22 protein-coding genes and 1 pseudogene are annotated in these 22428 nt (G+C 66.1%); 12 read left to right on the forward strand and 11 right to left on the reverse strand.

The window, feature by feature from the left end:
• Window positions 1–15 precede the first annotated feature (15 nt).
• The 4 genes from OXR08_RS12240 (at window position 16) to OXR08_RS12255 (ending at window position 5336) form a co-directional block, all read left to right on the forward strand.
• Window positions 16–1146, forward strand: a complete 1131-nt coding sequence (locus OXR08_RS12240; RefSeq protein ID WP_267350212.1) for a protease modulator HflK — start codon at window positions 16–18, stop codon at window positions 1144–1146.
• Complete coding sequence (locus OXR08_RS12245) at window positions 1143–2009, forward strand: protease modulator HflC (protein ID WP_174236578.1); 867 nt, start codon at window positions 1143–1145, stop codon at window positions 2007–2009. The genes OXR08_RS12240 and OXR08_RS12245 overlap by 4 nt, the downstream gene beginning before the upstream one ends.
• A gap of 140 nt (window positions 2010–2149) precedes the next feature.
• Window positions 2150–3694 (forward strand): Do family serine endopeptidase, encoded by a 1545-nt coding sequence (locus OXR08_RS12250; RefSeq protein WP_267350216.1) that lies wholly within the window; start codon window positions 2150–2152, stop codon window positions 3692–3694.
• A gap of 100 nt (window positions 3695–3794) precedes the next feature.
• Window positions 3795–5336 (forward strand): helicase HerA-like domain-containing protein, encoded by a 1542-nt coding sequence (locus tag OXR08_RS12255; protein ID WP_267350217.1) that lies wholly within the window; start codon window positions 3795–3797, stop codon window positions 5334–5336.
• 117 nt (window positions 5337–5453) lie between these two features.
• Here the strand turns inward: OXR08_RS12255 and OXR08_RS12260 are convergent, their stop codons facing one another.
• Window positions 5454–6410 carry a 2-oxoglutarate and iron-dependent oxygenase domain-containing protein gene (locus tag OXR08_RS12260; protein ID WP_267350219.1) on the reverse strand — a complete coding sequence of 319 codons (957 nt, stop codon included), beginning with the start codon at window positions 6408–6410 and terminating at the stop codon, window positions 5454–5456.
• Window positions 6411–6541: 131 nt separating this feature from the next.
• Here OXR08_RS12260 and OXR08_RS12265 point away from each other — a divergent pair, with 131 nt between their 5' ends.
• The 5 genes from OXR08_RS12265 to OXR08_RS12285 all read left to right on the forward strand — a co-directional run bounded on the left by OXR08_RS12265 (window position 6542) and on the right by OXR08_RS12285 (window position 10246).
• Complete coding sequence (locus tag OXR08_RS12265) at window positions 6542–7777, forward strand: multidrug effflux MFS transporter (protein ID WP_267350221.1); 1236 nt, start codon at window positions 6542–6544, stop codon at window positions 7775–7777.
• Between the two features lie 69 nt (window positions 7778–7846).
• Complete coding sequence (locus tag OXR08_RS12270; protein WP_112381753.1) at window positions 7847–8188, forward strand: DNA primase; 342 nt, start codon at window positions 7847–7849, stop codon at window positions 8186–8188.
• 400 nt (window positions 8189–8588) lie between these two features.
• The gene (locus tag OXR08_RS12275; protein ID WP_267350222.1) at window positions 8589–9194 is read left to right on the forward strand and encodes an opacity protein; all 606 of its coding nucleotides are present in this window, start codon (window positions 8589–8591) and stop codon (window positions 9192–9194) included.
• Window positions 9195–9401: 207 nt separating this feature from the next.
• Entirely contained in the window at window positions 9402–9644 is a 243-nt protein-coding gene (locus OXR08_RS12280; protein ID WP_267350242.1) for an HNH endonuclease, read from the forward strand.
• A 41-nt stretch (window positions 9645–9685) separates the two neighbouring features.
• Window positions 9686–10246, forward strand: coding sequence for a thermonuclease family protein (locus tag OXR08_RS12285; protein ID WP_267350224.1), 561 nt, complete (start codon window positions 9686–9688; stop codon window positions 10244–10246).
• A 52-nt stretch (window positions 10247–10298) separates the two neighbouring features.
• Here the strand turns inward: OXR08_RS12285 and OXR08_RS12290 are convergent, their stop codons facing one another.
• From OXR08_RS12290 to OXR08_RS12300, 3 genes are all read right to left on the reverse strand, one after another.
• Complete coding sequence (locus tag OXR08_RS12290) at window positions 10299–10487, reverse strand: hypothetical protein (protein WP_149680989.1); 189 nt, start codon at window positions 10485–10487, stop codon at window positions 10299–10301.
• 244 nt (window positions 10488–10731) lie between these two features.
• Window positions 10732–11790, reverse strand: a complete 1059-nt coding sequence (locus tag OXR08_RS12295; RefSeq protein WP_149680988.1) for a ribonucleotide-diphosphate reductase subunit beta — start codon at window positions 11788–11790, stop codon at window positions 10732–10734.
• Window positions 11791–11862: 72 nt separating this feature from the next.
• Window positions 11863–12060: a hypothetical protein gene (locus tag OXR08_RS12300; RefSeq protein ID WP_267350227.1), complete on the reverse strand. Its 198-nt coding sequence runs from the start codon at window positions 12058–12060 to the stop codon at window positions 11863–11865.
• A 59-nt stretch (window positions 12061–12119) separates the two neighbouring features.
• Between OXR08_RS12300 and OXR08_RS12305 the strand changes: the two genes are divergently transcribed.
• A complete protein-coding gene (locus OXR08_RS12305; RefSeq protein WP_112381266.1) occupies window positions 12120–12368 on the forward strand; it encodes a DUF2171 domain-containing protein in 249 nt (82 codons plus the stop codon).
• A 74-nt stretch (window positions 12369–12442) separates the two neighbouring features.
• Here OXR08_RS12305 and OXR08_RS12310 read toward each other — a convergent pair whose 3' ends face one another.
• The 3 genes from OXR08_RS12310 to OXR08_RS12320 all read right to left on the reverse strand — a co-directional run bounded on the left by OXR08_RS12310 (window position 12443) and on the right by OXR08_RS12320 (window position 16062).
• Complete coding sequence (locus tag OXR08_RS12310; RefSeq protein WP_267350229.1) at window positions 12443–12829, reverse strand: DUF559 domain-containing protein; 387 nt, start codon at window positions 12827–12829, stop codon at window positions 12443–12445.
• Window positions 12830–12932: 103 nt separating this feature from the next.
• A complete protein-coding gene (locus OXR08_RS12315; protein ID WP_112381264.1) occupies window positions 12933–14864 on the reverse strand; it encodes a ribonucleoside-diphosphate reductase subunit alpha in 1932 nt (643 codons plus the stop codon).
• A gap of 541 nt (window positions 14865–15405) precedes the next feature.
• Entirely contained in the window at window positions 15406–16062 is a 657-nt protein-coding gene (locus OXR08_RS12320) for a 2OG-Fe(II) oxygenase (protein ID WP_267350232.1), read from the reverse strand.
• Window positions 16063–16196: 134 nt separating this feature from the next.
• Here OXR08_RS12320 and OXR08_RS12325 point away from each other — a divergent pair, with 134 nt between their 5' ends.
• Entirely contained in the window at window positions 16197–16637 is a 441-nt protein-coding gene (locus OXR08_RS12325; protein WP_267350234.1) for a DMT family transporter, read from the forward strand.
• Window position 16638: 1 nt separating this feature from the next.
• Here the strand turns inward: OXR08_RS12325 and OXR08_RS12330 are convergent, their stop codons facing one another.
• Entirely contained in the window at window positions 16639–19284 is a 2646-nt protein-coding gene (locus tag OXR08_RS12330) for an EAL domain-containing protein (protein WP_267350235.1), read from the reverse strand.
• A gap of 105 nt (window positions 19285–19389) precedes the next feature.
• Here OXR08_RS12330 and OXR08_RS12335 point away from each other — a divergent pair, with 105 nt between their 5' ends.
• Window positions 19390–20910 carry a fumarate hydratase gene (locus tag OXR08_RS12335; protein ID WP_267350236.1) on the forward strand — a complete coding sequence of 507 codons (1521 nt, stop codon included), beginning with the start codon at window positions 19390–19392 and terminating at the stop codon, window positions 20908–20910.
• A 20-nt stretch (window positions 20911–20930) separates the two neighbouring features.
• Here OXR08_RS12335 and OXR08_RS12340 read toward each other — a convergent pair whose 3' ends face one another.
• The 3 genes and pseudogenes from OXR08_RS12340 to OXR08_RS12350 all read right to left on the reverse strand — a co-directional run.
• The gene (locus OXR08_RS12340) at window positions 20931–21446 is read right to left on the reverse strand and encodes a hypothetical protein (protein ID WP_267350238.1); all 516 of its coding nucleotides are present in this window, start codon (window positions 21444–21446) and stop codon (window positions 20931–20933) included.
• Window positions 21443–21679, reverse strand: a complete 237-nt coding sequence (locus tag OXR08_RS12345; RefSeq protein ID WP_267350240.1) for a helix-turn-helix transcriptional regulator — start codon at window positions 21677–21679, stop codon at window positions 21443–21445. The genes OXR08_RS12340 and OXR08_RS12345 overlap by 4 nt, the downstream gene beginning before the upstream one ends.
• 420 nt (window positions 21680–22099) lie before the next feature.
• A pseudogene (locus OXR08_RS12350) lies at window positions 22100–22428 on the reverse strand (hypothetical protein); the annotation flags it as partial.

A 22428-nucleotide genomic window follows, 5' to 3' on the forward strand; every position in this document is an offset into this window, starting at 1 on the left:
TCCTATACAGTCCCCATGAGAACCTTGCCGGGCTGGTTGAAGCGCCCTCCGATCCTTGCCGCAGAGACACCGAAGGGCCCTTGGGGCGGCTCGGGCGACGAGGGTGGCGGATCGGATGGAAACGGATCGGGCGGTGGCCCGCGTAATCCCTGGGCCGTGCCGCCGGGCGGCCGGCGGACCGGTGCCAAGCCGACCGCGCTGGACGAGTTCCTGCGCAAGGCCCGCTCCGGCGGGCCGGGCGGCGGCGGGGGCGGCTTTGGCGGCATGCCGGGATCGCCCAATGCCCGCGCGCTGTGGCTGATCGGCGTTGCGATCATCCTGGGCATCTGGGTGCTTTACACCTCGATCCACCCGATCGGGCCGCAGCAGCGCGGCGTGGTGACCTATTTCGGGCGCTATGCCGGCATCCTGTCGCCCGGTATCCAGATCACGCCGCCGGCCCCGATCGCCAGCGTGCGCGTGCTGGACGTCCAGAAGATCCGTACCGAGAATTTTCCGGAAGGGTCGGGCGAGAACCTGACGCTGACCGGCGACCAGAACATCGTCGACCTGACCTATTCGGTGCGCTGGGACATCGCCAATCCGCGCGACTTCACCTTCCAGCTGGCCGAGCCGCAGGCGACGGTGCGCGCCGCTGCGGAAAGCGCGATGCGCGCGGTGATCGCCACCACCACGCTGGAACAGGCGCTGGGCTCCGGCCGGACGACGATCGAGCAGCGGGTGCAGGACCTGACCCAGGACCTGCTCAACCAGTATAAGTCGGGCGTGCGGGTGCAGGGCGTGTCGATCAAGCAGGCGACGCCGCCGACGCAGATCGTCGACGACTTCAACAAGGTGACGGCGGCACAGCAGGAAGCGGCGGCCGCGCTGAACCAGGCGCGGTCGTACCGGCAACAGGTGATCGCCGCCGCGCAGGGCGAGGCCGCGTCGTTCGATAAGGTGTATGCCGAATACCGGCTGGCGCCCGAAGTGACGCGCCGCCGCATGTATTACGATACGATGGAGGCCGTGCTGGCCAAGACGGACAAGACGATCGTGGAAACGCCCGGCGGGGTGGTGCCGTACCTGCCGCTGCCCCCGACGGCGCGGCGCGTGCCTGATGCCGCCTCGACGACGCCGGTCCCGGCGCAGGAGGGCGGCCAGTGAACGGCCTGTCGCTCCGCAACCCCGTGGTGCTCGGCGTAATCGCGCTGCTGGCCGTCATCCTGGCGGCGGCGACCTTTGCGATCGTGCCGGAAACCAAGCAGGCGGTGGTATACCGGCTGCAACAGCCGATCCGCGTCATCAACCGGTACCAGCCGGGCCAGGAACTGGGCCAGACCGGTGCCGGCCTGATCATGCGGCTGCCCTTTGTCGACCGGATCGTCTGGGTCGAGAAGCGGGTGCTGGACCTGGATCTGGAAAACACCCAGGTGCTGTCGACCGACCAGTTGCGCGTCAATGTCGATGCGTTCGCACGCTTCCGGGTGGTCGATCCGCGGCTGATGCTGGCGACGGCGGGCAGCGAGGACGGCGTCGCCAACCAGCTTCGCCCGATCTTCGGCTCGGCGCTCCGCAACGAACTGGGCAAGCGGCGCTTCGTCGAACTGCTCAGCCCGGAGCGCGGGCGGGTGATGGACGCGATCCAGGACGGGTTGCAGCGCGTGGCGCAGCAATATGGCGTGCAGATCGTCGATGTGCGCATCAAGGAAGCCGACCTGCCGCAGGGCACGCCGTTGCAGAGCGCGCTGCGCCGGATGCAGTCCGCGCGTCAGCAGGAGGCGATCACCATCGCGGCCGAAGGGCAGAAGCAGGCGCAGATCGTGCGCGCCGAGGCCGACGCCGAGGCCGCGCGAATCTATGCCGGCGCGTTCGGCAAGGACGCCGACTTCTACGACTTCTACCGGGCGATGCAGTCCTATCGCCGGACGTTCGGGGCCGATGGCCGACCGGCGCCGGAGGGTTCGACCTCGATCATCATGTCGCCAAACAACAGTTATCTGAGGGAGTTCGAGGGACGTGGGCGATGACGGAACGAGGCGGCCGTAATTCTTGGCCGCATCGGACCTGATCCGCTGTCCAATCGTTCATATTCAAGCAGGGTTCAGCCGAAGCGTGGCAAATAGGCCACGGTTTGCAGAATTCTTCATCTGAGAGGAACACCCTAGACGTGCGTTACGCCTACGCCATTACCAGTGCGCTCCTTCTCGGCGGTGCGACCGCGACCCTGGCGCTTCAGCCGGGCAACGCCCAAGTCGCGCAGAACGAGCCCGGTTCAATCCAGGCAGTCGCCCCGCGCCAGGGCGCGCCGATGAGCTTCGCCGACATGGTCGCCAAGTTGCAGCCGGCGGTGGTCAACATCTCCACCAAGCAGTCGATCACGGTGCGCCCGCAGGCCAATCCGTTCGCCGGCACGCCGTTCGAGGGCCTGTTCGGCCAGTTCGGCGGGCCGGGCGGTCCCGGCGGTGGCGGCGGCGGTGCGCCGCAGAAGCGCGAGGGTGCCTCGCTTGGCTCTGGCTTCATCATCTCGCCCGACGGCTATGTGGTGACCAACAACCACGTCATCGCCCCGGCGCAGGGTGCGCAGGTCGATTCGATCACGGTGACGCTGCCCGATCGCAAGGAATATACCGCCAAGGTGATCGGGCGTGACGAAACGTCCGACCTCGCGCTGCTCAAGATTCAGGCGACCGACCTGCCGTTCGTGCGCTTCGGCGACTCGGCGCGGGCGCGGGTCGGCGACTGGGTGGTGGCGATCGGCAATCCGTTCGGGCTGAACTCGACGGTGACGGCGGGCATCGTCTCGGCGGTGCACCGCGTGACCGGGCAGGGCGGTGCGAACGACCGTTTCATCCAGACCGACGCGGCGATCAACCAGGGCAATTCCGGCGGCCCGATGTTTGACATGAACGGCAACGTCATCGGCATCAACAGCCAGATCTTCTCGCAGTCGGGTGGCAACATCGGCATCGGCTTCGCCATTCCGGCCGAGGACGCCAAGCCGATCATCGACACGATGCGGCGCGGCGAGAAAATCGAGCGCGGGTATCTGGGCGTGTCGATCGGCGGACCCGTCACCGACGATGTTGCGGCCTCGCTGGGCATTCCCAAGAACCAGGGCGAGGTGATCGCCAGTGTCGAGCCGAATGGTCCGGCGGCCAAGGCGGGTCTGCGCGGGTTCGATGTCGTGACCAAGGTAAACGGTCAGGCGGTAAACCCGGACTCGACGCTCTCTTACCTCGTCGCAAACGTGAAGCCTGGCTCGCAGGTGCGCCTCGACGTGCTGCGTAACGGCAAGCCGGTGACGGTGACCGCGACCGCGGCGGTGCGTCCCTCCAATGAGGAACTGACCGCGCTAGCCGGTGGCGATGCCAATGCCTTCCCGGAATCCGATGACGATGCAGAGGTTCCGGCAGCAGCCGGCAACGGCATCGGCCTGACGGTCCAGCCGCTGACCCCGGCGATCGCGCGGGCGGTGGGCGTCGATTCGACGGTGCAGGGCGTGGTGGTCGCCGCGGTCGATCCGTCGAGCGATGCGGCCGGCAAGCTGAAGCGCGGGGACGTGATCTCGGCGATTAATGGTACGCAGGTGCGCGCCGCCGCGGACGTGCAGCGGGTCGTGGCCGAGGCCAAGTCGGCCGGCCGTACGCAGGTGCTGATGCTGGTGCAGCGGGCGCGTGGTCAGCGCGGCCTGATCCCGGTGAAGATCAAGTAAGCCATCCGGCATCGAGACGCCTTTGGCATCGAGACAGGGGGCCGTCGCAGGAAACTGCGGCGGTCCTTTTCTTTTGGGGCGGGCGCGATAGGCTGGCGCGATGGACGGCATCTTCCTCGGCTCCGATGGGGCGACGCCCCAGATCCTCGACCTGCACCGCGCCAACCGGCACGGCCTGATCGCCGGTGCGACGGGCACGGGCAAGACGGTGACGCTGCAGCGCATGGTGGAGGGGTTCGCACGCGCCGGGGTGCCGAGCTTCGTCGCGGATGTGAAAGGCGACCTGTCTGGGCTGGGCATGGCGGGATCGCCGACCGCCAGGACACACGGTGCTTTCACGACCCGCGCGGCGGAGGTGGGACTGACCGACTGGGCCTATGCGGCGATGCCGGTGCAATATTGGGACCTGTTCGGGCGGCAGGGACATCCGGTGCGCGCCACGGCGAGCGAGATGGGGCCGGTGCTGCTCGCCCGCATGATGGGCCTGAACGCGGTGCAGGAGGGGGTGCTGACCATCGCCTTCCATCTGGCGGACCGGGAAGGGCTGTTGCTGCTCGACCTGGACGATCTTCAGGCGATGCTGGCCGCGTGTGCCGCCAGGGCGGACGAGCTGACCGCGACCTATGGCAATGTGTCCAAGCAATCGGTGGGGGCGATCCAGCGCGCGTTGCTGCAGTTGCGTGCGCAAGGGGCGGAGCATTTCTTTGGCGAGCCGGCGCTGGCGCTATCCGACCTGATCCGTACCGACGATGCGGGGCAGGGCGTGGTCAACATATTGGCGGCGGACCAGTTGATGGCGAGCCCGAAGCTGTATGCGACGTTCCTGCTGTGGCTGCTGTCCGAACTGTTCGAGCAACTGCCGGAGGTGGGCGACCCCGACAAGCCGGTGTTCGTCTTCTTCTTCGACGAGGCGCATCTGCTGTTCGACGATGCGCCGCCGGCGCTGATCGAAAAGATCGAGCAGGTGGTGCGGCTGATCCGGTCAAAGGGTGTCGGCGTGTATTTCATCACCCAGAACCCCGTCGATGTGCCGGAGCGGATTGCGGGGCAGCTGGGCAACCGGGTGCAGCATGCGTTGCGCGCCTTTACCCCGCGCGATCAGGCCGCGGTACGCTCGGCCGCCGAGACATTCCGTGCCAGTCCCGGCGTGGATGTCGCGACCGCGATCACCGAACTGAAGGTAGGCGAGGCGCTGGTTTCGCTGTTGCAGGCGGATGGCGCGCCGGCCCCCGTCACGCGTACGCTGATCGCGCCGCCGGTCAGTCGGGTGGGGCCGGTGACGGCGGAGGAACGGCGCGTGCTGGTGGCGACCGATGCGGTGGGCGACCGGTACGACGTCGCGGTCGATCGGGAGTCGGCGGAAGAGATGCTGGCGGCCAAGGCGGAAGCGGCGGCGGCTTCTGCGGCGGCGGACAGGGCGGAAGCAGAGGCGGCGAAGGAGGCGAAGCGGGGTGGGGCCAGGTCCAACTGGGACGTGATGGCGACCAGTGCGGCGCGGGCGGCGAGTTCTTCGCTGGGGCGGCAGGTGGCCAACGAGATCGGGCGGCAGGTGTTTGGCGGCAAGCGGCGACGCGCCTCCGGCGGGGGCGGTGTGATGGGCGCGGTGGTGCGCGGCGTGCTGGGGGGATTGTTCCGGGGCTGATATGCCGGGAGAGGGGCGGGCAAGCCGTGTTGCGCTGCGTGGCCGCCCCTCACCCTCCCACTGCCTGCCGGCAGTGGGCCCCTCCCTCTCCCCGGAGGGGAGAGGGGCAGGATGTGCTTACTTCTTGATCAGGCCGATTTCGACCAGGCGCTCGTAGAGATAGTCGTGCGCGGTGATCGGCGTTTCGTAGCGGTTGGGATTGTCCGCGGTGATCGTGCCGGGCAGCGTTTCGATCAGGAAATCGGGCGCGGGATGCAGGAAGAACGGCATCGAATAGCGCGAATGGCCGCGCCGCTCGGGCGGCGGGTTGACGACGCGGTGGGTGGTCGAGGGCAGGACATGGTTGGTCAGGCGCTGCAGCATGTCGCCGACATTGACCACCATCGCGCCCTCCGGTGGCTTGATCGACAGCCACTGGCCCGAATCGCGGTCGAGCAGTTCGAGGCCGGCCTCCTCCGCGCCGAGCAGCAGCGTGATGAGGTTGATGTCCTCATGCGCGCCGGCGCGCACCCCTTCGGCATCGGCGGGGATGGGGGGATAGTGGAGCAGGCGCAGGACCGAATTGCCGTCGCGAACCGCCGGGTCGAACCAGTCCGGCGCCAGCTTCAGGTGGCGGGCGATGGCGGAAAGCAGGCGGTCGCCGGCGCGGTCGAATGCGGCGAACAGCTCGACAAAGGTATCCTTGAACCCTTCCGGGCGGGTCGGCCAGATATTGGCGGGCATCCGGTCGGCGAAGCGGTGCCCGGCGGGCAGCTCGCGGCCGACATGCCAGAATTCCTTGAGGTCGACGACCTTGGCATCCTTGGCGATCTCGGTCTTGAACGGCGTATAGCCGCGCGCGCCGCCGCCGCCGGGAACGTGATATGCCCGCTTCTCGTCCTCGGGCAGGTCGAACAGCGCGCGGGTCTCGCCCCAGGCGCGCTCGATCAGATCCTGTGGGATGCCGTGATCGGCGACGATGGCAAAGCCGAAGCGTTCGAACGAGCCACCGAAATCGGCGGCGAAGCCATCGGGATCACGGGCCTGATCGTTGAGGCTGAGGATCGGCACCTGGGCCGTGGGCGTATCGAGCATGAAAGCCTGTCCAAACAAAAAGCGTCCTGAACCCATCATATAGGCGGTGTGAGCGGTGGCGGATAGCGGTAGTGCCGCGCCGCGCGGAGACGGGTTCCGCGCATCGCACGGCGCCGCTATGGACAGCGATCATGACCGATTCCCCCTCGCATCCCGCGCCGGACAGTCCGGGCGCGCCGATCGGCTTTGTCGAATTCGTATTGCTGGTCGCCGCGCTGATGGCGCTGGCGGCGCTGGGGATCGATTCGATGCTGCCTGCGCTGCCCGCGATCGGCGACAGCCTGGATGTGCGCGACCCCAATGCCCGCCAGTTCGTCATCACCGCCTTCCTGATCGGGTTCGGCGTCGCGCAACTGGCGCATGGGCCTCTGGCGGATCGGTTCGGGCGGCGGCGGGTGCTGATCTGTGCGCTGGTCGGCTATGTGATCGCCAATGCACTGGCCGCGGTGGCAGGCAGCTTCACGCTGCTGCTGGCGGCGCGGGTGTGCGGGGGCGCGGCGGTGGCGGCGACGCGGGTGGCGACGGTGGCGCTGGTGCGCGACTGTTACCAGGGGCGCGCCATGGCCAAGGTGATGTCGATCGCCTTCATGGTGTTCATGGTGGTGCCGGTGCTGGCGCCCGCATTCGGCGAATTCATGCTGATCTTCGGTCGGTGGCGGGTGATCTTCTGGGCGATCGCCGGCCTGGCCGCGCTGGTGCTGGCGTGGTTCGCGATCCGCATGCCCGAGACGCTGGTCCCTGAACGGCGGCTGGCGATCGCGCCGGGGCGGATCGCGCGCGGCTGGTTGCAGACGGTGAGCGACCGGCTGTCGCTGGGCTATACGCTGGCCTCCACCGCGCTGATGGGAGCGCTGTACGGTTATCTGAACTCGGTACAGCAGATCATGGCGGAGACGTTCGGGCGGCCCGCACTGCTGGCCGTGGTGTTCGCGACGACCGCGGCGACGATGGCGGTGGCGAACCTGCTCAACTCGCAGATCGTGATGCGGCTGGGTACGCGATTGATCAGCCATGGTGCGGTGACCGCGCTGATCCTGCTGTCGGCGATCCATCTGGCGGTGGTGTGGACGGGACACGAGACGCTGTGGGCGTTCGGCATCCTCCAGGGCCTGACCATGGCGTGCTTCGGCCTCGCGACGTCCAACTTCTCGGCGATGGCGATGGAGAATATGGGCGGGATCGCTGGCACCGCCTCCAGCGTGCAGGGCTTTACCAGCATCACCTTCGGATCGGTGATCGGTGCGCTGATCGGTCAGGCGTTCGATGGCACGCCCGTGCCGCTGGTCGCGGGCTTCCTGGTGGCGGGGCTGATCGCCTTCGCCCTGGTGTTCGTCACCGAGCGCGGCCACGTCTTCCGCCGGGGCTGACGGAACCCGGCCCGGCGCCCCGCCGTTCGACCTCCACGATTTGCATGGGTTGTGGAGAAGGAGTCGATCATGGGCGGACATCAGGTTCAGGGCCGGGGCACGGGCGACGACGGCTGGGACGAGGAAGGCTATGACGAAAGCCAGCGTGCCGAGATCCTGGAAGCGACGCGCAACGGCCCGACCGACGGCGTGCTGCTGACCGATGTCGATCCCGATCTGGGCGACGACGATGCCGAGGACGAGCCGATCGACGAACTGGACATGGATTCCGAAGAGGTGGGCGAAAGCGACGCCACGGTGACCATGGACGAGGACGATATCGACGAGGACGACGTTCAGGACGATTTCGACGCCGATACCGTCGAGGATGACGAACTCGACGACAAGGATGATGCCGCGCTGCGTCCCTGATCCGATATGAAATGCCGGGGCCGGCGTTCCAGCCGATGGAGCGCCGGCTTTTTCGTGTCTTCACAACAGTGTCACATCGCGGCGCAATAGCGGGCGTGGCTTCTCTGCATGCCCCGCGCCGATTCTGCGCGACCGTGAGGACGACAGCTCAGGCTTGATTTGCCTCAATATTGGCGCAAATCCGCCATTCTTGCGGCGGTTCCGGGGCGCGGCCACAGCAAGCCCGCAATTCGTTAATCCAGGTGACAGGAAGTGTTGCGTTGCAGCAACACCGGGGGAAAAGGCGCGCATCCGGGATCATCTTTGTGCAACTCCCGCCGGTTTGCGCGGTTAAGCGGGTCCTGGGCCACGCGGCACACTGGATCGCGGCCCCCCAAATAGAAGAAGAAGGGTATCTCTCATGCGTAAGCTTTCCCTCGCAGCCGCGATTGCGGCCGCGTTCGTCGCCGTTCCCGCAGCGGCCCAGGACACCTATTCCGACTCGTCGGCCCCCGCGACGGCGCCGGACGGCACCAAGGCGTTCGGGTTCGAGCCGTATGTGGCGGTGATGGGCGGCTGGGAAGGTTTCGACCGTCGCGTCGGCCACGGCATCCCCAACACGCCGATCGGCGGCCGCAAGCTGCAGGGCGCGATCGTCAACGGCATCGTCGGCGCGAACATTCCGCTGGGTCCGGTGTTCGTCGGCGCCGAGGGTGAAGTGATGAAGGGCGTCGACGGCGCGATCGACTGGGGCTACGGCGCCGCCGGCCGCTTCGGCTTCCGCTCGGGCGACAGCGGCCTGTTCTACGGCAAGGTCGGCTATCGCTGGGTCAACTTCGACCGGTTCGGCAACAACAGCCCCGACTATCACGCGATGACCTACGGCGTCGGCGCCGAAGTCGGCCCCAAGGACATCGGCCTGGGCGGTCTGACCGGCAATTCGGGCCTGCGCTTCCGCGTCGAAGTTTCGACCTTCGGCAACGCGGACAGCTTCCGCCCGACGGCCGGCCTCGTCGCACACTTCTGATCGGTTACCGATCCAGTAAAAGCGTACCAGTACCGCGTACATCAGCGGGGTCCGGCCAGGTGCCGGGCCCCGTTTTCTTTTGCGCGTGCGCCACCCCATATCGGCGGCATGAGCGGACGGGTGAAGCGCAAGGCGGCGTTGGCGGCCGGGGAGGCGAGGGCGGCGGCGGTGGCATCCGATGCCGGGCTGTGCGCGCTGTGCGGCCGTATGCTGGGTCGCCGGGTGGAATGGCACCATGTCGTGCCCAAGAGCGAGGGCGGACGCGAGACGGTGCCGGTGCACCCGATCTGCCACCGCACCATCCATGCGCTCGTCTCCAATGCGGATCTGGCGCGGCATTTCGCCGACCTGGAAACCCTGCGCGCGCGCGAGGATATGGCGCGTTACCTGAGGTGGATTGCCAACAAGCCACCCGATTTCCATGCGCCGACACGGAAAATGCACGGCTAAGGCTGGTTGCCGTGACGCAGGCCGACTCCTAACGCATTGTTATGGCACGAAGTGGTTTGCGGGTTTCGTCGGGTGGTTTCCTGCGTGACGGGCGGCTCGTCCTGATCGGACTGGCGCTGGGGCTGGCTCTGCCGCATGTCGCGGACTGGCGGCAGGTGGGCGATGCGGTCGCGGGGGAGATCGGCGTGACCGATCTGGAACGCATGCTGCGCCGCCTGTGGCCGGGCCAGTGGGCGCCGATGGGCGAGGCGGCGAGCGGCCGGTTCGTCCGTTGCCGGCGGGGGGAACGGGCGGACTGCGTCGTCGATGGCGACACGTTCCGCATGGGCGGCGATACCATCCGCATCGCCGACATCGACACGCCGGAAACGCACCCGCCCCGCTGCGCCGCCGAGGCGCGCAAGGGCGAGGCGGCGACGGAGCGGATGCGCGAACTGTTGAGCGCAGGGCCGTTCGTGATGGAGCCGCAACCCCGCGCGCGCGATAAATATGGGCGCAAGCTGGCGGTGGTCAGCCGCGACGGCGTGTCGCTGGGCGCGCAACTCGTCGAGGAGGGGCTGGCGCGGCCCTATGCAGGGGGCAAGCGGCGGGGGTGGTGTTGACCAGTTATATATTTTGGGTTGAAGGCGGGCAATCACGTGATTGCCCGCCCGCTCAACTGGCTAGTGCCTGGATCATCTGACGCTTTGCTTGAGCAATGGCAATCTCGGCATCAGACCGATTGAAGTAGCTCTCGGTGGAATGCATCGCCACATTCTTACCGTCAAAGCAGTGCCAGCGCCACATGAAGTCGCGATCCATGGACGTCCAGAAGGTTAGTGAAGTCATGTCAAACTCCATCATCCCGGATATATCCAACCTTACAGGCGATCGTTTGTCCTGCTGATTGCGAGAGAAAACTTACTAGCCTCCAGTATTCCGGTTGAGCGTTCTGTTAAGTCTATGTGCAATAGCCCGTTTTCACGCCTTGTCATGTTGGCCTGCGGTTAGCCTGTACTCATGCGGGTCTCCTTCCTAAAGAGTGTAGGGAGTGACGGAGATGCTAATAGCATTGGCGCCACTCCCGCTGGAACTTGAGAAAAAGCGCTTACGCGGCAGCCACCCCGGCTTGCGAGAACATGTCGCCCATGCCCGCGGGAGCTTCCTCGTTCGCCGGCTTGGCGCCCTTGGCCTTTTGACGCTTGTCGAACGAATCCCACACGTCGTTCCACTGGCCCTTGGTCGCGGCCTTGGAATATTCGGTGGCGCGCTGCTCGAAGAAGTTGGCGTGCTCGACGCCGTTCAGCATCGGCGCGAGCCAGGGCAGGGGATGCTCGTCGATCATGTAGATCGGCTTCAGGCCGAGCTGGCCCATCCGCCAGTCGGCGATGTAGCGGATATACTTCTTGATCTCCTTGGGCTTCATCCCCTCGACCGGGCCCATTTCGAAGGCGAGGTCGATAAAATTGTCCTCCAGGCGGATCGTCGTCTGGCAGACATCGGCGATGTCGTCCTTCACCGCCTTGGTCAGGCACTGACGCTCGTGGCAGAAGGTGTGGAACATCTTGATGATGCCCTCGCAGTGCAGGCTTTCGTCGCGGATCGACCAAGTAACGATCTGGCCCATGCCCTTCATCTTGTTGAAGCGCGGGAAGTTCATCAGCATGGCGAACGAGGCGAACAGCTGAACGCCCTCGGTGAAGCCGCCGAACATGGCCAGCGTGCGGGCGATGTCCTCGTCCGAATCGACGCCGAAATTCTGCATGTAATCATGCTTTTCCTTCATCTCGGCATATTCGAGGAAGGCGCCATACTCGCTTTCGGGCATGCCGATCGTGTCGAGCAGATGGCTGTAGGCGGCGATGTGCACCGTCTCCATGTTGCTGAACGCGGTCAGCATCATCTTGATCTCGGTCGGCTTGAACACGCGGCCATATTTCTCGTGGTAGCAGTCCTGCACCTCGACATCGGCCTGGGTGAAGAAGCGGAAGATCTGGGTGAGCAGGTTGCGCTCGTGATCCGACAGCTTCTGCGCCCAGTCGCGGCAGTCCTCGCCCAGCGGCACCTCTTCGGGGAGCCAGTGGAGCTGCTGCTGACGCTTCCAGAACTCGAACGCCCAGGGGTATTCGAAGGGCTTGTACTGCTTGGAGGCCTGAAGGAGGGACATGGGATTACTCCGGTACGAAGAAGGGGAAGGAAGGCGCGGCGCCGGTGGCGTCGCGGGAAACGGGGGTGGCGGTCATGGCGCAATGCTCCATGCCTTGAGCGCCGCGGCGGAGGCGGCGAGCGAGGCGGCGCCGGCCAGCGCCATGATGCCGATCATGCGATAGGCATAGACCTTGCCCGCGCTTTGCGGACGGGTGAGCGCCAGCAGCAGCGCGCCGCCGACCAGGGCGAGCACGCCGGCGACGATATACATGATCGCCCAGCCGGTCACGATGCCACCATTTCGGGTGCGGTGCGTTGGCACGTCGAACCCATCACAGGAGGAAAACGATGGTCGATATCAGCCAGATCCAGGAACACGCAGAAGTCATCGGCGCGGACGGCACGCATGTCGGCACCGTCGACCATGTCGAAGGTGACCGCATCAAGCTGACGAAGAACGATTCGCCGCAGACCGAGGACGGGCAGGGCGCCAAGCATCATTACATCTCTGTCGGCCTGGTCGCGGATATCGAGGACGGCAAGGTCCGCCTCTCCGCCAACGGCGCCGAAGCGGTGACGTTCGAAGAGACGGAGTGATCCGTCACGTCCCTCTCCCACCGGGAGAGGGAGGGAGCGGCCGGCAGGCCGCGGAAGGGTGAGGGCGGTGCCGGTCATGCGGTGCCGCCCTTTTCCTTTGCCATATGCCCGACACCGAGACGCGACGCGATATGGGCGGGAACGCCGGCAAGGTTGTTGGTGACGTCGCCGTTCGCGACACGAAGTGTGCGATACCCGGCACGCGCCATCAGTGCCGCGCGCGAGCCATCGGCAGGGGCGGTCAAGCCATGCGTATCACCATCGACTTCGATCACGAGACGTTCCGAAAAACATAATATGTCAGCATAAAAAGGGCCCACAGGAACCTGATGGCGCCATTTCAGAGCGGGAAGACTTTCGCGCACAGCGCGCAACAGGGGCCGTTCGGGCGCGGGGGCCTCGCGACGAAGCTGACGGGCTTTGACGGTCGTGCCACCCGGTTGCTGATCGTAGAGCTTCATCTCGCCCTCACCTTCCCACCCGGCCTTGCCGGGCGGGCCCCTTCCTCTCCCGATGGGAGAGGCGTTCAGGGCGAGGGCAATCCGCTACCCTCGCCCGATCACCTCACTGACACGCCAGGCATTCGTCATAGTCGGTGGACTCGCCCAGATCGAACTTCGGCTTGTCGATCGTGTTGTCCGCCTCGACGCCGCCCGACCCTTCCGAACCGGCGAAGCCGGCGCGCTGGACGGACTTGGAACGCAGATAATAGAGCGACTTGATGCCCAGTTCCCAGGCGCGGAAGTGGAGCATCAGCAGGTCCCACTTCTCGACATCGGCCGGGATGAACAGGTTGAGCGACTGTGCCTGGTCGATGAACGGCGTGCGGTCACCGGCCAGTTCGAGCAGCCAGCGCTGGTCGATCTCGAAGCTGGTCTTGTACACATCCTTTTCTTCCTGGGTCAGGAAGTCGAGATGCTGGACCGAGCCGCCATGTTCCAGGATCGAGCTCCACACCGCCTCGGAATTCTTGCTCTTCTGGTTGAGCAGCTTTTCCAGATACGGGTTCTTGACCGCGAAGCTGCCTGAAAGCGTCTTGTGGGTGTAGATATTGGCCGGGATCGGCTCGATGCAGGCGCTGGTGCCGCCGCAGATGATCGAGATCGACGCGGTCGGCGCGATCGCCATCTTGCACGAGAAACGCTCCATCACGCCGACATCGGCGGCGTCGGGGCAGGGCCCGCGCTCGACCGCCAGCGTCATCGACGCCTGGTTCACCTGCGCGTTGACATGCTTGAACATGCGCAGGTTCCACGACTTGGCCATCGCGCCCTCGAACGGGATGCCGCGCGCCTGGAGGAAGGAGTGGAAGCCCATGACGCCGAGGCCCACCGAACGCTCGCGCCCCGCGGAATAGGCGGCGCGCTCCATGCCCGGCTCGTGTCGGTCGATATAGTCCTGCAACACATTGTCGAGGAAGCGCATCACGTCCTCGATGAACTGCTTGTCGTCCTTCCACTGGTCCCAGGTTTCCAGGTTGAGCGAGGACAGGCAGCAGACCGCGGTACGGTCGTTGCCGAGGTGATCGACGCCGGTCGGCAGCGTGATTTCCGAGCACAGGTTCGAGGTCGAGACCTTCAGGCCCAGATCGCGATGATGCTTGGGCATGGTCGAGTTCACGTGATCGGCAAAGACGATGTACGGCTCGCCGGTCTGGAGGCGGGTTTCGACCAGCTTCTGGAAGAGCGAGCGCGCGTCGAGGGTGGCGCGGACCTCGCCCGTCTTGGGGCTCTTCAGCTGCCATTCGGCGCCGTCGCGCACCGCTTCCATGAAGGCGTCGGGGATGAGGACGCCGTGATGGAGGTTGAGCGCCTTGCGGTTGAAGTCGCCGCTGGGCTTGCGGATTTCCAGGAACTCCTCGATCTCGGGATGCGAGATGTCGAGATAGCAGGCGGCCGAGCCGCGGCGCAGCGATCCCTGGCTGATCGCCAGCGTCAGCGAATCCATGACCCGGACGAACGGGATGATGCCACTGGTCTTGCCGTTCAGGCCGACCGGCTCGCCGATGCCGCGGACATTGCCCCAATAGGTGCCGATGCCGCCGCCGCGCGAGGCCAGCCACACATTCTCGTTCCAGGTGTCGACGATGCCGTTCAGGCTGTCGGGAACCGAGTTCAGATAGCAGGAGATGGGCAGGCCGCGCCCGGTGCCGCCGTTCGACAGAACGGGGGTGGCGGGCATGAACCACAGCTTCGAGATATAGTCGTACAGCCGCTGTGCATGGGCGGCGTCATCGGCATAGGCGGAGGCGACACGGACGAACAGGTCCTGGAAGCTCTCGCCCGGGAGCAGATAGCGGTCCTTCAGCGTCTCCTTGCCGAAATCGGTCAGGTTCGCGTCGCGCGCGTGATCGACCTCGACCGGATAGGGCTGGGGCCGAATCGCCTTGCTGTCCGCCACCGCTGCCGCGGGGGCAGGAGTGGTGTCGAGCGCCATGCTGGTCTGGCCCTTGTCGATCGTGTCGGTGGTCATGTCGCTGTCCCGGCTGAAGTCCATCGCGAAGCCGCTCCTTGTTCTCAATTCGTTCGACTCGTGGCGTTTGCCCAGTCTAACCCCAAGCGGCTGGATTGTTAGAACAAAAAGAGATCATGCATCGCATTTCGCGCGCACGACACCCCCGCCGAGCCATCATGGATCGACCGTGTTCATACCAGAGCTTGGGTGGGCCCCTCGCGTCTTATACCAGTGCTTGTGTATAATCTGCGTCAGGCTCGCAAGAGGATAAGCGGTGAGACGAGCATCGGTTCCGGGGGGCGATGCGGCCCCGTCCGGTGCGACGCATGGATGTCTGCGGGGTTCGCGAAGCGCAAGAGGCAAAATATTTTTTTGGCCGGCAAATTGCGCGTGCCCACACAAGGGATGGTGTCCGAAGACATGGCCCACCTACCAGTTCAGGCGGCCGGCCCCGGCGGCAGCGTGACGGGCACCCGGTGGCCGGAAGGTAGGTCGAGCGAGATGTGGACCGGTCGCCGGCACCCGCGATCGGTCCACATCAAGACGTTGCAGGTCGTAGGTAGGAGCGGCCGGAAGGGGCGGCTCAGCGTGCCCAGGGCTTCTCCCGGAACCACTTGGTCACGATGTACTTCGTGCCTTCCAGAACGGGCTGGCCGGCGTGAAGCGTGTGCGGGTTGGACAGGCCCCCCGGTCCGATATTGTTCCAGCACAGCATCGTGCCGGTTTCCGGTTTGAAGGCGTGATCGAGATAGTGGAAGAAGGTCTCGCCGCCCTGCTCGGGTTCGTTCAGGTAGATCATCGCCGTCCAGGTACGCTGGCCGCAACGCTGCGTATGGGTGCGTTCCTCGGGGTGATGCGGTTCGAAATAATCGTGGTGCAGCTTGAACTCCTGGCCGACGGCGTACCGCTGACCCTGGATCGGTTCGCCAAGTTCCGGTGCGACGCCCAGGAACAGGGACAGGCGCAGGTCGAGCAGCTGGATGATCGGGGTCGCTGCGTCGAATATGCAGGTTTCGCTGGTGCGCGATACGGCGACGCCATCGGCCACTTCGGAGCGGCGGCGGTTCGCATCGATCAGTCGGACCAATATTTCGCACTCGTTCGAGTCGAGGAAATTGGGCGCCACCAGCATCTCGACATGAGAGTTGAGGAAGCGATGGCCGCCGGCGAAGCGCATGGCGCGTACGGTGGCTTCGTCAAACGCCACATCGGCGAAATCGATGGATTGCTGGACGGTCATGGACTTCCTCTTGGAGCGGCCGAATGCTGTGGCGGTGCAGGACATGCATAAGGATAGATGGTGAAGATCGATTTAATGGTGGCGTGGCGGCTGGCGAGTTGAACCGCGCGACCGGCGTAGCTACGGGGCGGGCCATGTCCCTCGGCCTGCCCTTCATCCTGATCCTGCTCGCCGGAATCGGCATCGCCGTTCAGGCGCCGACCAATGCGGCTCTTGCCAGAACATCGGGGTCGGTGCTCCTGGCCGCCTTGGTGTCCTTCGTGGTCGGCACGGTGGTGCTGCTGGTCGCCTGGACGGCGCTGGACCGCACCGCGCCGGCGGCGCTGCGGGGGGCGCCGTCCTGGGCGTGGCTCGGTGGCTTCTATGGGGCAGGGTTCGTCGCGGCGATCGCTTTCGCCGCGCCGCGACTGGGGCTGGCGACCGCGCTGACCATCGCGATCGCCAGCCAATTGGCGACCGCTCTCGCGCTCGATCATTTCGGCCTGCTGGGGCTCCGGACCGACCCGGTGACCATGCCCAAGCTGCTGGGCGCCGCGCTGGTGATCGCCGGCGCGGTGCTGGTCCGGCGCGGATAGGTCAGCGCTCACCCGCCTGGCGCAGCGATCGTGCGGGCGGGTTCAGCCGCTCCAGATTGAAATGCTCGGCGAACTGGATGCCGGCGCGGCCATCGCGGGCCCAGCGGACCTGGGCGGTGAACATCTGGTCTTCGAGCAGCTCGATCAACAGGTCGACGCCCACCGCCTCGCCGTCGATGGCAAGGCCGTCGATCATCGCCCCCGTCGCGGACATGTCGCGGATGCGGACATCGCCGTCGATCACCGCACCACCCGCATCCCGGACCGCGACGCGGGCGGAGCGAAGCATCTTCACGCGGGGCGCACGGCTGACCCGGAACCCGCTTGCGGTGGCATAGCCGCGCCTGGCGGATAGCTGCGCCAGCGCATCGTCGGCATTGGCCGGCTGGCCATAGACGAAGCCCTGGATATGGCTGCACCCCAGATCGGCGAGGAGCGCGATCTCGTCCTGATGCTCGACACCTTCGGCCGTGGTTTCCATGCCCAGCGTGTCGGCCAGCGTCACGATCGCGCGCACGATCGCGGCGTTGCGGTTGCCGGGCTGCGCGGTGCCGCGGACAAAGGACTGGTCGATCTTGATCTTGTCGATCGGCGCGGTGCGCAGATAGCCGAGGCTGGAATAGCCGGTGCCGAAATCGTCCAGTGCCAGACGGATGCCCAGGCCCTTCAGCGCCTTGAACATCTGGTCGGTATCCGTCGATCCGTCGAGGAACACGCCCTCGGTGATCTCCAGCTCCAGCCGGTCCGGGGCGAGGCCGGCATGGGCGAGCGCGCTGGCGACCAGATCGGGCAGGCGACGATTGGCGAACTGGATCGGCGAGACGTTGACCGCGACGCGCACCCCGCCCGGCCAGCGTGCCGCCTCGCGACAGGCGGTACGCAACACCCATTCGCCCAGCGGTTCGATCAGGCCGCACTCCTCGGCAATGGGGACGAACTCGGCCGGCGAGACGGCGCCGCGCGTCGGATGCGTCCAGCGGAGCAGCGCCTCGTAACCGACGATGCGGGCGTCGCCGGTCGCGACGATCGGCTGATAGGCCAGGTGGAAGCTGCCCTGCGCCAGCGCCTCGCGCAGATCGGATTCCAGCCGCTGGCGGGTGCGTGCACCTTCCAGCATCTCGTCGGCATAGAAGCGGTGGACGCCGCGCCCGTCGCCCTTGGCGGCATAAAGGGCAAGGTCGGCATTGCGGACCAGCGTTTCGCCATCCTCGCCGTGATGGGGGGCCATGGCGATGCCGATCGAGCAGCCGATCGTGACCGCGCCGTCGTCGATCATATAGGGCTGGGAAAGCGCGGTGATGATCGTGCGCGCCAGTCGCCCCAGCCGTTCGCGGGCATCGATATCGGGGAGCAGCACCTGAAACTCGTCGCCGCCCAAGCGGCCGACCAGCCCGGCATCGCCGACGCATTCCTCCAGCCGCCGGGCCACCTGTTTCAACAGCGTATCGCCCGCCTGATGGCCCAGCGTGTCGTTGACCGCCTTGAACCGGTCGAGATCGAGCAGGAACAGGCTGGCAGGCCGGTAGGGGCCGGAATCGCGCGCCAGCGTCTTGTCGAGGGCGGTGCGCATCCGCTGGCGATTGGCGAGGCCGGTCAGGCTGTCGGACAGGGCGAGACGGGTGATCTCCGCCTGCGAACGCCGCTTTTCGGTCAGGTCGGTGCCCGAGCCGATAAAGCCCTGGAACCGGCCGAGCGAGTCGATCATCGGCCGCCCCGAGATCGACCACCAGCGCGCACCCTCCGCATCGGCGGCGGCGCAGACCGAATAGTCCGAAAAGGCGGTGCGGGAGGCGAGATGAAAGGCCAGGGTGCGTTCGGCGCGGGGGGCCAGCGCATCGACCCGGAACAGATCGGCCAGCGCCGCGTCCGTGGTGCGCATGCCGCAGCGGGCGAGGTCGGCGGCGACCTTGTCGGTCAGATAGGTGACGCGGCCATGCCGGTCCGTTTCCCAGAACCAGCCGGTGCCCTGATTCTCGAACTCCGCCACCATCTTGGCGGCGGTGCGGCTCTCGGCCGATTCCTGCGCGTGCGTGTCGGCGGTCGCCCGGTCGACCAGCCCCAGCCGCCGGTTGACCAGGATCAGGGCGCCCAGGCACGACAGTGCGGTGACGAACGTCGCATCCACCCCCTTCAGCGCGCCGATGGTCAAGGCCAGCCCGGTGGCCAGCCCCAGCGTCATCGGCCGCACGTCATGCGCGGCCACGACGCTCAGCCCGATCGCGCCGGCCAGCGCCACCATGCAGCCGAGCCGCACCGGATCGGGCAGATCGGTCGCGATCCACATCTGCATGGTGAGCGTCGCGGCGAGAAGTGCGGCGACGGTGGCAAGGACGCGGTGCCGTTGGAAAGGATGCCAGCGTTCGCGCACCATCCAGCGGAGCAGCGGCATGCTGCTCCCCGACAGGAGCAGCGCCAGCCCCGTGAACAGCGCAGCGGGCATCAGCGCGGCGGTCTGGCCACTGCGTGCCAGCATGACGATCAGAAAGGCGGAGGCCGCCGCCTGTGCCACCACCGCAAAGGGCCAGGTGGCGGCAAGCTGGTCCTGCCGGACATGCTGGAGGATCGCCACCTGATCGCGCTCATCCTCGACAAGTCCCAGCAGGCAGGCGATCGATACGGGTCCGTCAAGAAAAGCTGATCGCGGCATGGTGCCGATGCTAGGGCCCCCAAGTTGCGAAACTGGACAGTGGATGTGGTTAATGCCGGCTGTCCGCCGATTGCATCGCGCGCGCGCATCGCGCAAAGGCCTGCCATGACCACGATCATCCGCGACACCGACCTGATCGAGAGCGTGGCCGACGCGCTCCAGTTCATCAGCTACTATCACCCGATGGATTATATCCGTGCGCTGGGCGAGGCCTATGAGGCCGAGCAGAGCCCCGCCGCCAAGGATGCCATCGCCCAGATCCTGACCAACAGCCGCATGTGCGCCGAGGGGCACCGGCCGATCTGCCAGGATACCGGCATCGTCACCGTGTTCGTCAAATGGGGGCAGGATTGCCGCCTGTCCGGCGACCGGTCCTTGCAGGAGGTGGTCGACGAGGGTGTACGCCGCGCCTATCTGCATCCCGAGAACAAGCTGCGCGCCTCGATCCTGGCCGATCCGGCCTTCACCCGGCGCAACACGCGCGACAACACGCCCTCTGTGCTGCACGTCGAAATGGTGCCGGGCGCCAAGGTGAGCGTGGACGTCGCCGCCAAGGGTGGCGGCAGCGAGAACAAGTCCAAGTTCAAGATGATGAACCCCAGCGACTCGATCGTCGACTGGGTGCTGGAGATGATCCCGCAAATGGGTGCGGGCTGGTGCCCGCCCGGCATGCTGGGCATCGGCATCGGCGGCACCGCCGAGAAGGCGATGCTGCTCGCCAAGCAGTCGCTGATGGGCGCGATCGACATGGGGCAGCTGCGTGCGCGCGGGCCGCGCAACGATATCGAGGCGCTGCGCATCGAACTGATGGACAAGGTCAATGCGCTGGGCATCGGCGCGCAGGGGCTGGGCGGGCTTTCCACCATCCTCGACGTAAAGATCCTCGACTGGCCGACGCATGCGGCGTCCAAGCCCGTCGCGATGATCCCCAATTGCGCCGCAACCCGCCACGCGCATTTCACGCTGGACGGCTCGGGCCCGGTCTATCTGGAAGCGCCCAAGCTGGACGAATGGCCCAAGGTCGACTGGAAACCCGATGTCGCGGCCAAGCGTGTCGATCTCGACGCGTTGACGCCGGAGGTGGTGCAGAGCTGGAAGCATGGCGACCGGCTGCTGCTGAACGGCAAGATGCTGACCGGGCGCGACGCTGCACACAAGCGGATCGCCGACATGCTGGCCAAGGGCGAGCAGCTCCCGGTCGAGTTCAAGGGCCGGGTGATCTATTATGTCGGGCCGGTCGATCCGGTGGGCGAGGAAGTGGTGGGCCCGGCGGGTCCGACCACCGCGACCCGCATGGACAAGTTCACGCGCATGATGCTGGAACAGGGCCTGCTGGCGATGGTCGGCAAGGCCGAGCGCGGGCCGGCCGCCACCGAGGCGATCAAGGATCACCGCTCCGCCTATCTGATGGCGGTGGGTGGCGCGGCCTATCTGGTCGCACGGGCGATCAAGGGATCGAAGGTGGTCGGGTTCGAGGACCTGGGCATGGAGGCGATCTACGAGTTCGAGGTGCAGGATTTCCCCGTCACCGTCGCGGTGGATGCCGAAGGCCAGAACGTCCACCAGCTCGCCCCGCTGGTGTGGCGCGAGAAGATCGCGAAGGAAGGGCTGCTGACGCCGGCCTGAGGGCGTGGCGACGAGGCGACTTATTGCGCCTCGTCGTCGCCGGGCATCGGGACCATGAACTCGGCCAGCATCGCGGGCAGATTACTGGCGACGGCGAGGAAGGTGATGGCCCAGGTGGCCCAATCGCCCCAGTGATGCGGCATCGGCAGATCGCGGGCGCTGGCGAATGCGCACCAGCCGAAGGCAGCCGCCGCCAGCACACTCAGCGCGCTATAGGCGTGTGACGTGGCCCGTTCTAGAGCGACACGCTCGAATTCGTCATAGCGATCCGCTTTCATGCCAGCGCGGGCAAACGGAGATTGTCCTGCCGCCACGTTGACCACCACCAAGGCGATGAGTGCGCCGAATGGTAAGCCTGCGCCGCCGTCTGATGGAAACAATGGCTGAGCGACCGCGATGCCTATGCTGCCGATGACAATCGCAAGCAGCACCCACCGCAACGCGCGGCGACGATACGGATGCGTCGTACGGAATTCCGAAGGCATTTCGCCCGGCCGGTACCGTCCCGTCCAGCGTCGACTGTCATAGTGCATCATGCATCTCCTGCCCGGCGCAGCGTGTCGGTAAGCGAGGGGAAGGGGTGGAGCGAGAAGAGCAGGTCCACCGGCACGCCGAAATAGGCCGCGATCCTTAGGCCCAGTTCCAGGCTCGGCTTGTAATCGCCGCGTTCTAGATATCCGATCGTCTGCGGATGAACATCCACCGCCTCTGCAAGCGCGCGCCGGGAAATTGCACGATCGTTCCGGAAGAGAGCGATGCGATTGTACATGAGAGGAGGATGGATCGATTGTTGTCTTTACACAACGATTCGTTGCGGAGAAGCACTCGACAGATATGAGAAGAGGCTGCCGGGAGGCGTCTCTCGACGTCCCGACAGCCCCTAAACATGGTCAGCGGCCGGAGAGCTCCAGCCCGGGAGACCATGCAGGCCTCAAGCCCTTGGGGACCATGCCGTTGCTTGGGGGAGGATACCCTCCGGCCGGTCCGGCGGTCTTAGAAGCGCGTCCCCCGAACGAACTGAACCGACCCCATTGCTGAACCATGAGACATCGGATCACCTCCTTTCGCTTGTTGATAGCCAATGCGGCCATCACTGGCCGCAGCGCCAATGTGTGATGGCCGGTGCCGATAAACAAGTCTTGTAATGACCGGGCGTTTGGCCGACCCTCTTGCGCCGCCGGTGAGTCGATCAGCCGCGGCAATCCTCGATCACCCGACCGATCTCGGCATAGGCCGGCACGACCAGCGGTGGCGTGCCCGGCCGCTCCAGCACGAAGCGACCGCGGGTGAAGGCCATTGCATCCAGCAGCGAGTCGCCCGCTGCCAATACGGCCGTGCCGCCCGACTGCAGGGGCAGTGGGCGCGTGGTACTGGAGGTGCGGATCGTCGCGGTGCCGGCCTGCGCGCCGGCGCGCACCAGCGTGATGCGCCGGGTCGCCGCATCACAGCGCAGCGTCAGCGCCGGCGTGCCTGTGCCGAAGTTCGCGATCGAGCCGCCCGCCTGACGCGTATAGCGCC

The organism is Sphingomonas sp. GM_Shp_2 (assembly GCF_026540875.1).
Lineage (GTDB): Bacteria > Pseudomonadota > Alphaproteobacteria > Sphingomonadales > Sphingomonadaceae > Sphingomonas > Sphingomonas carotinifaciens.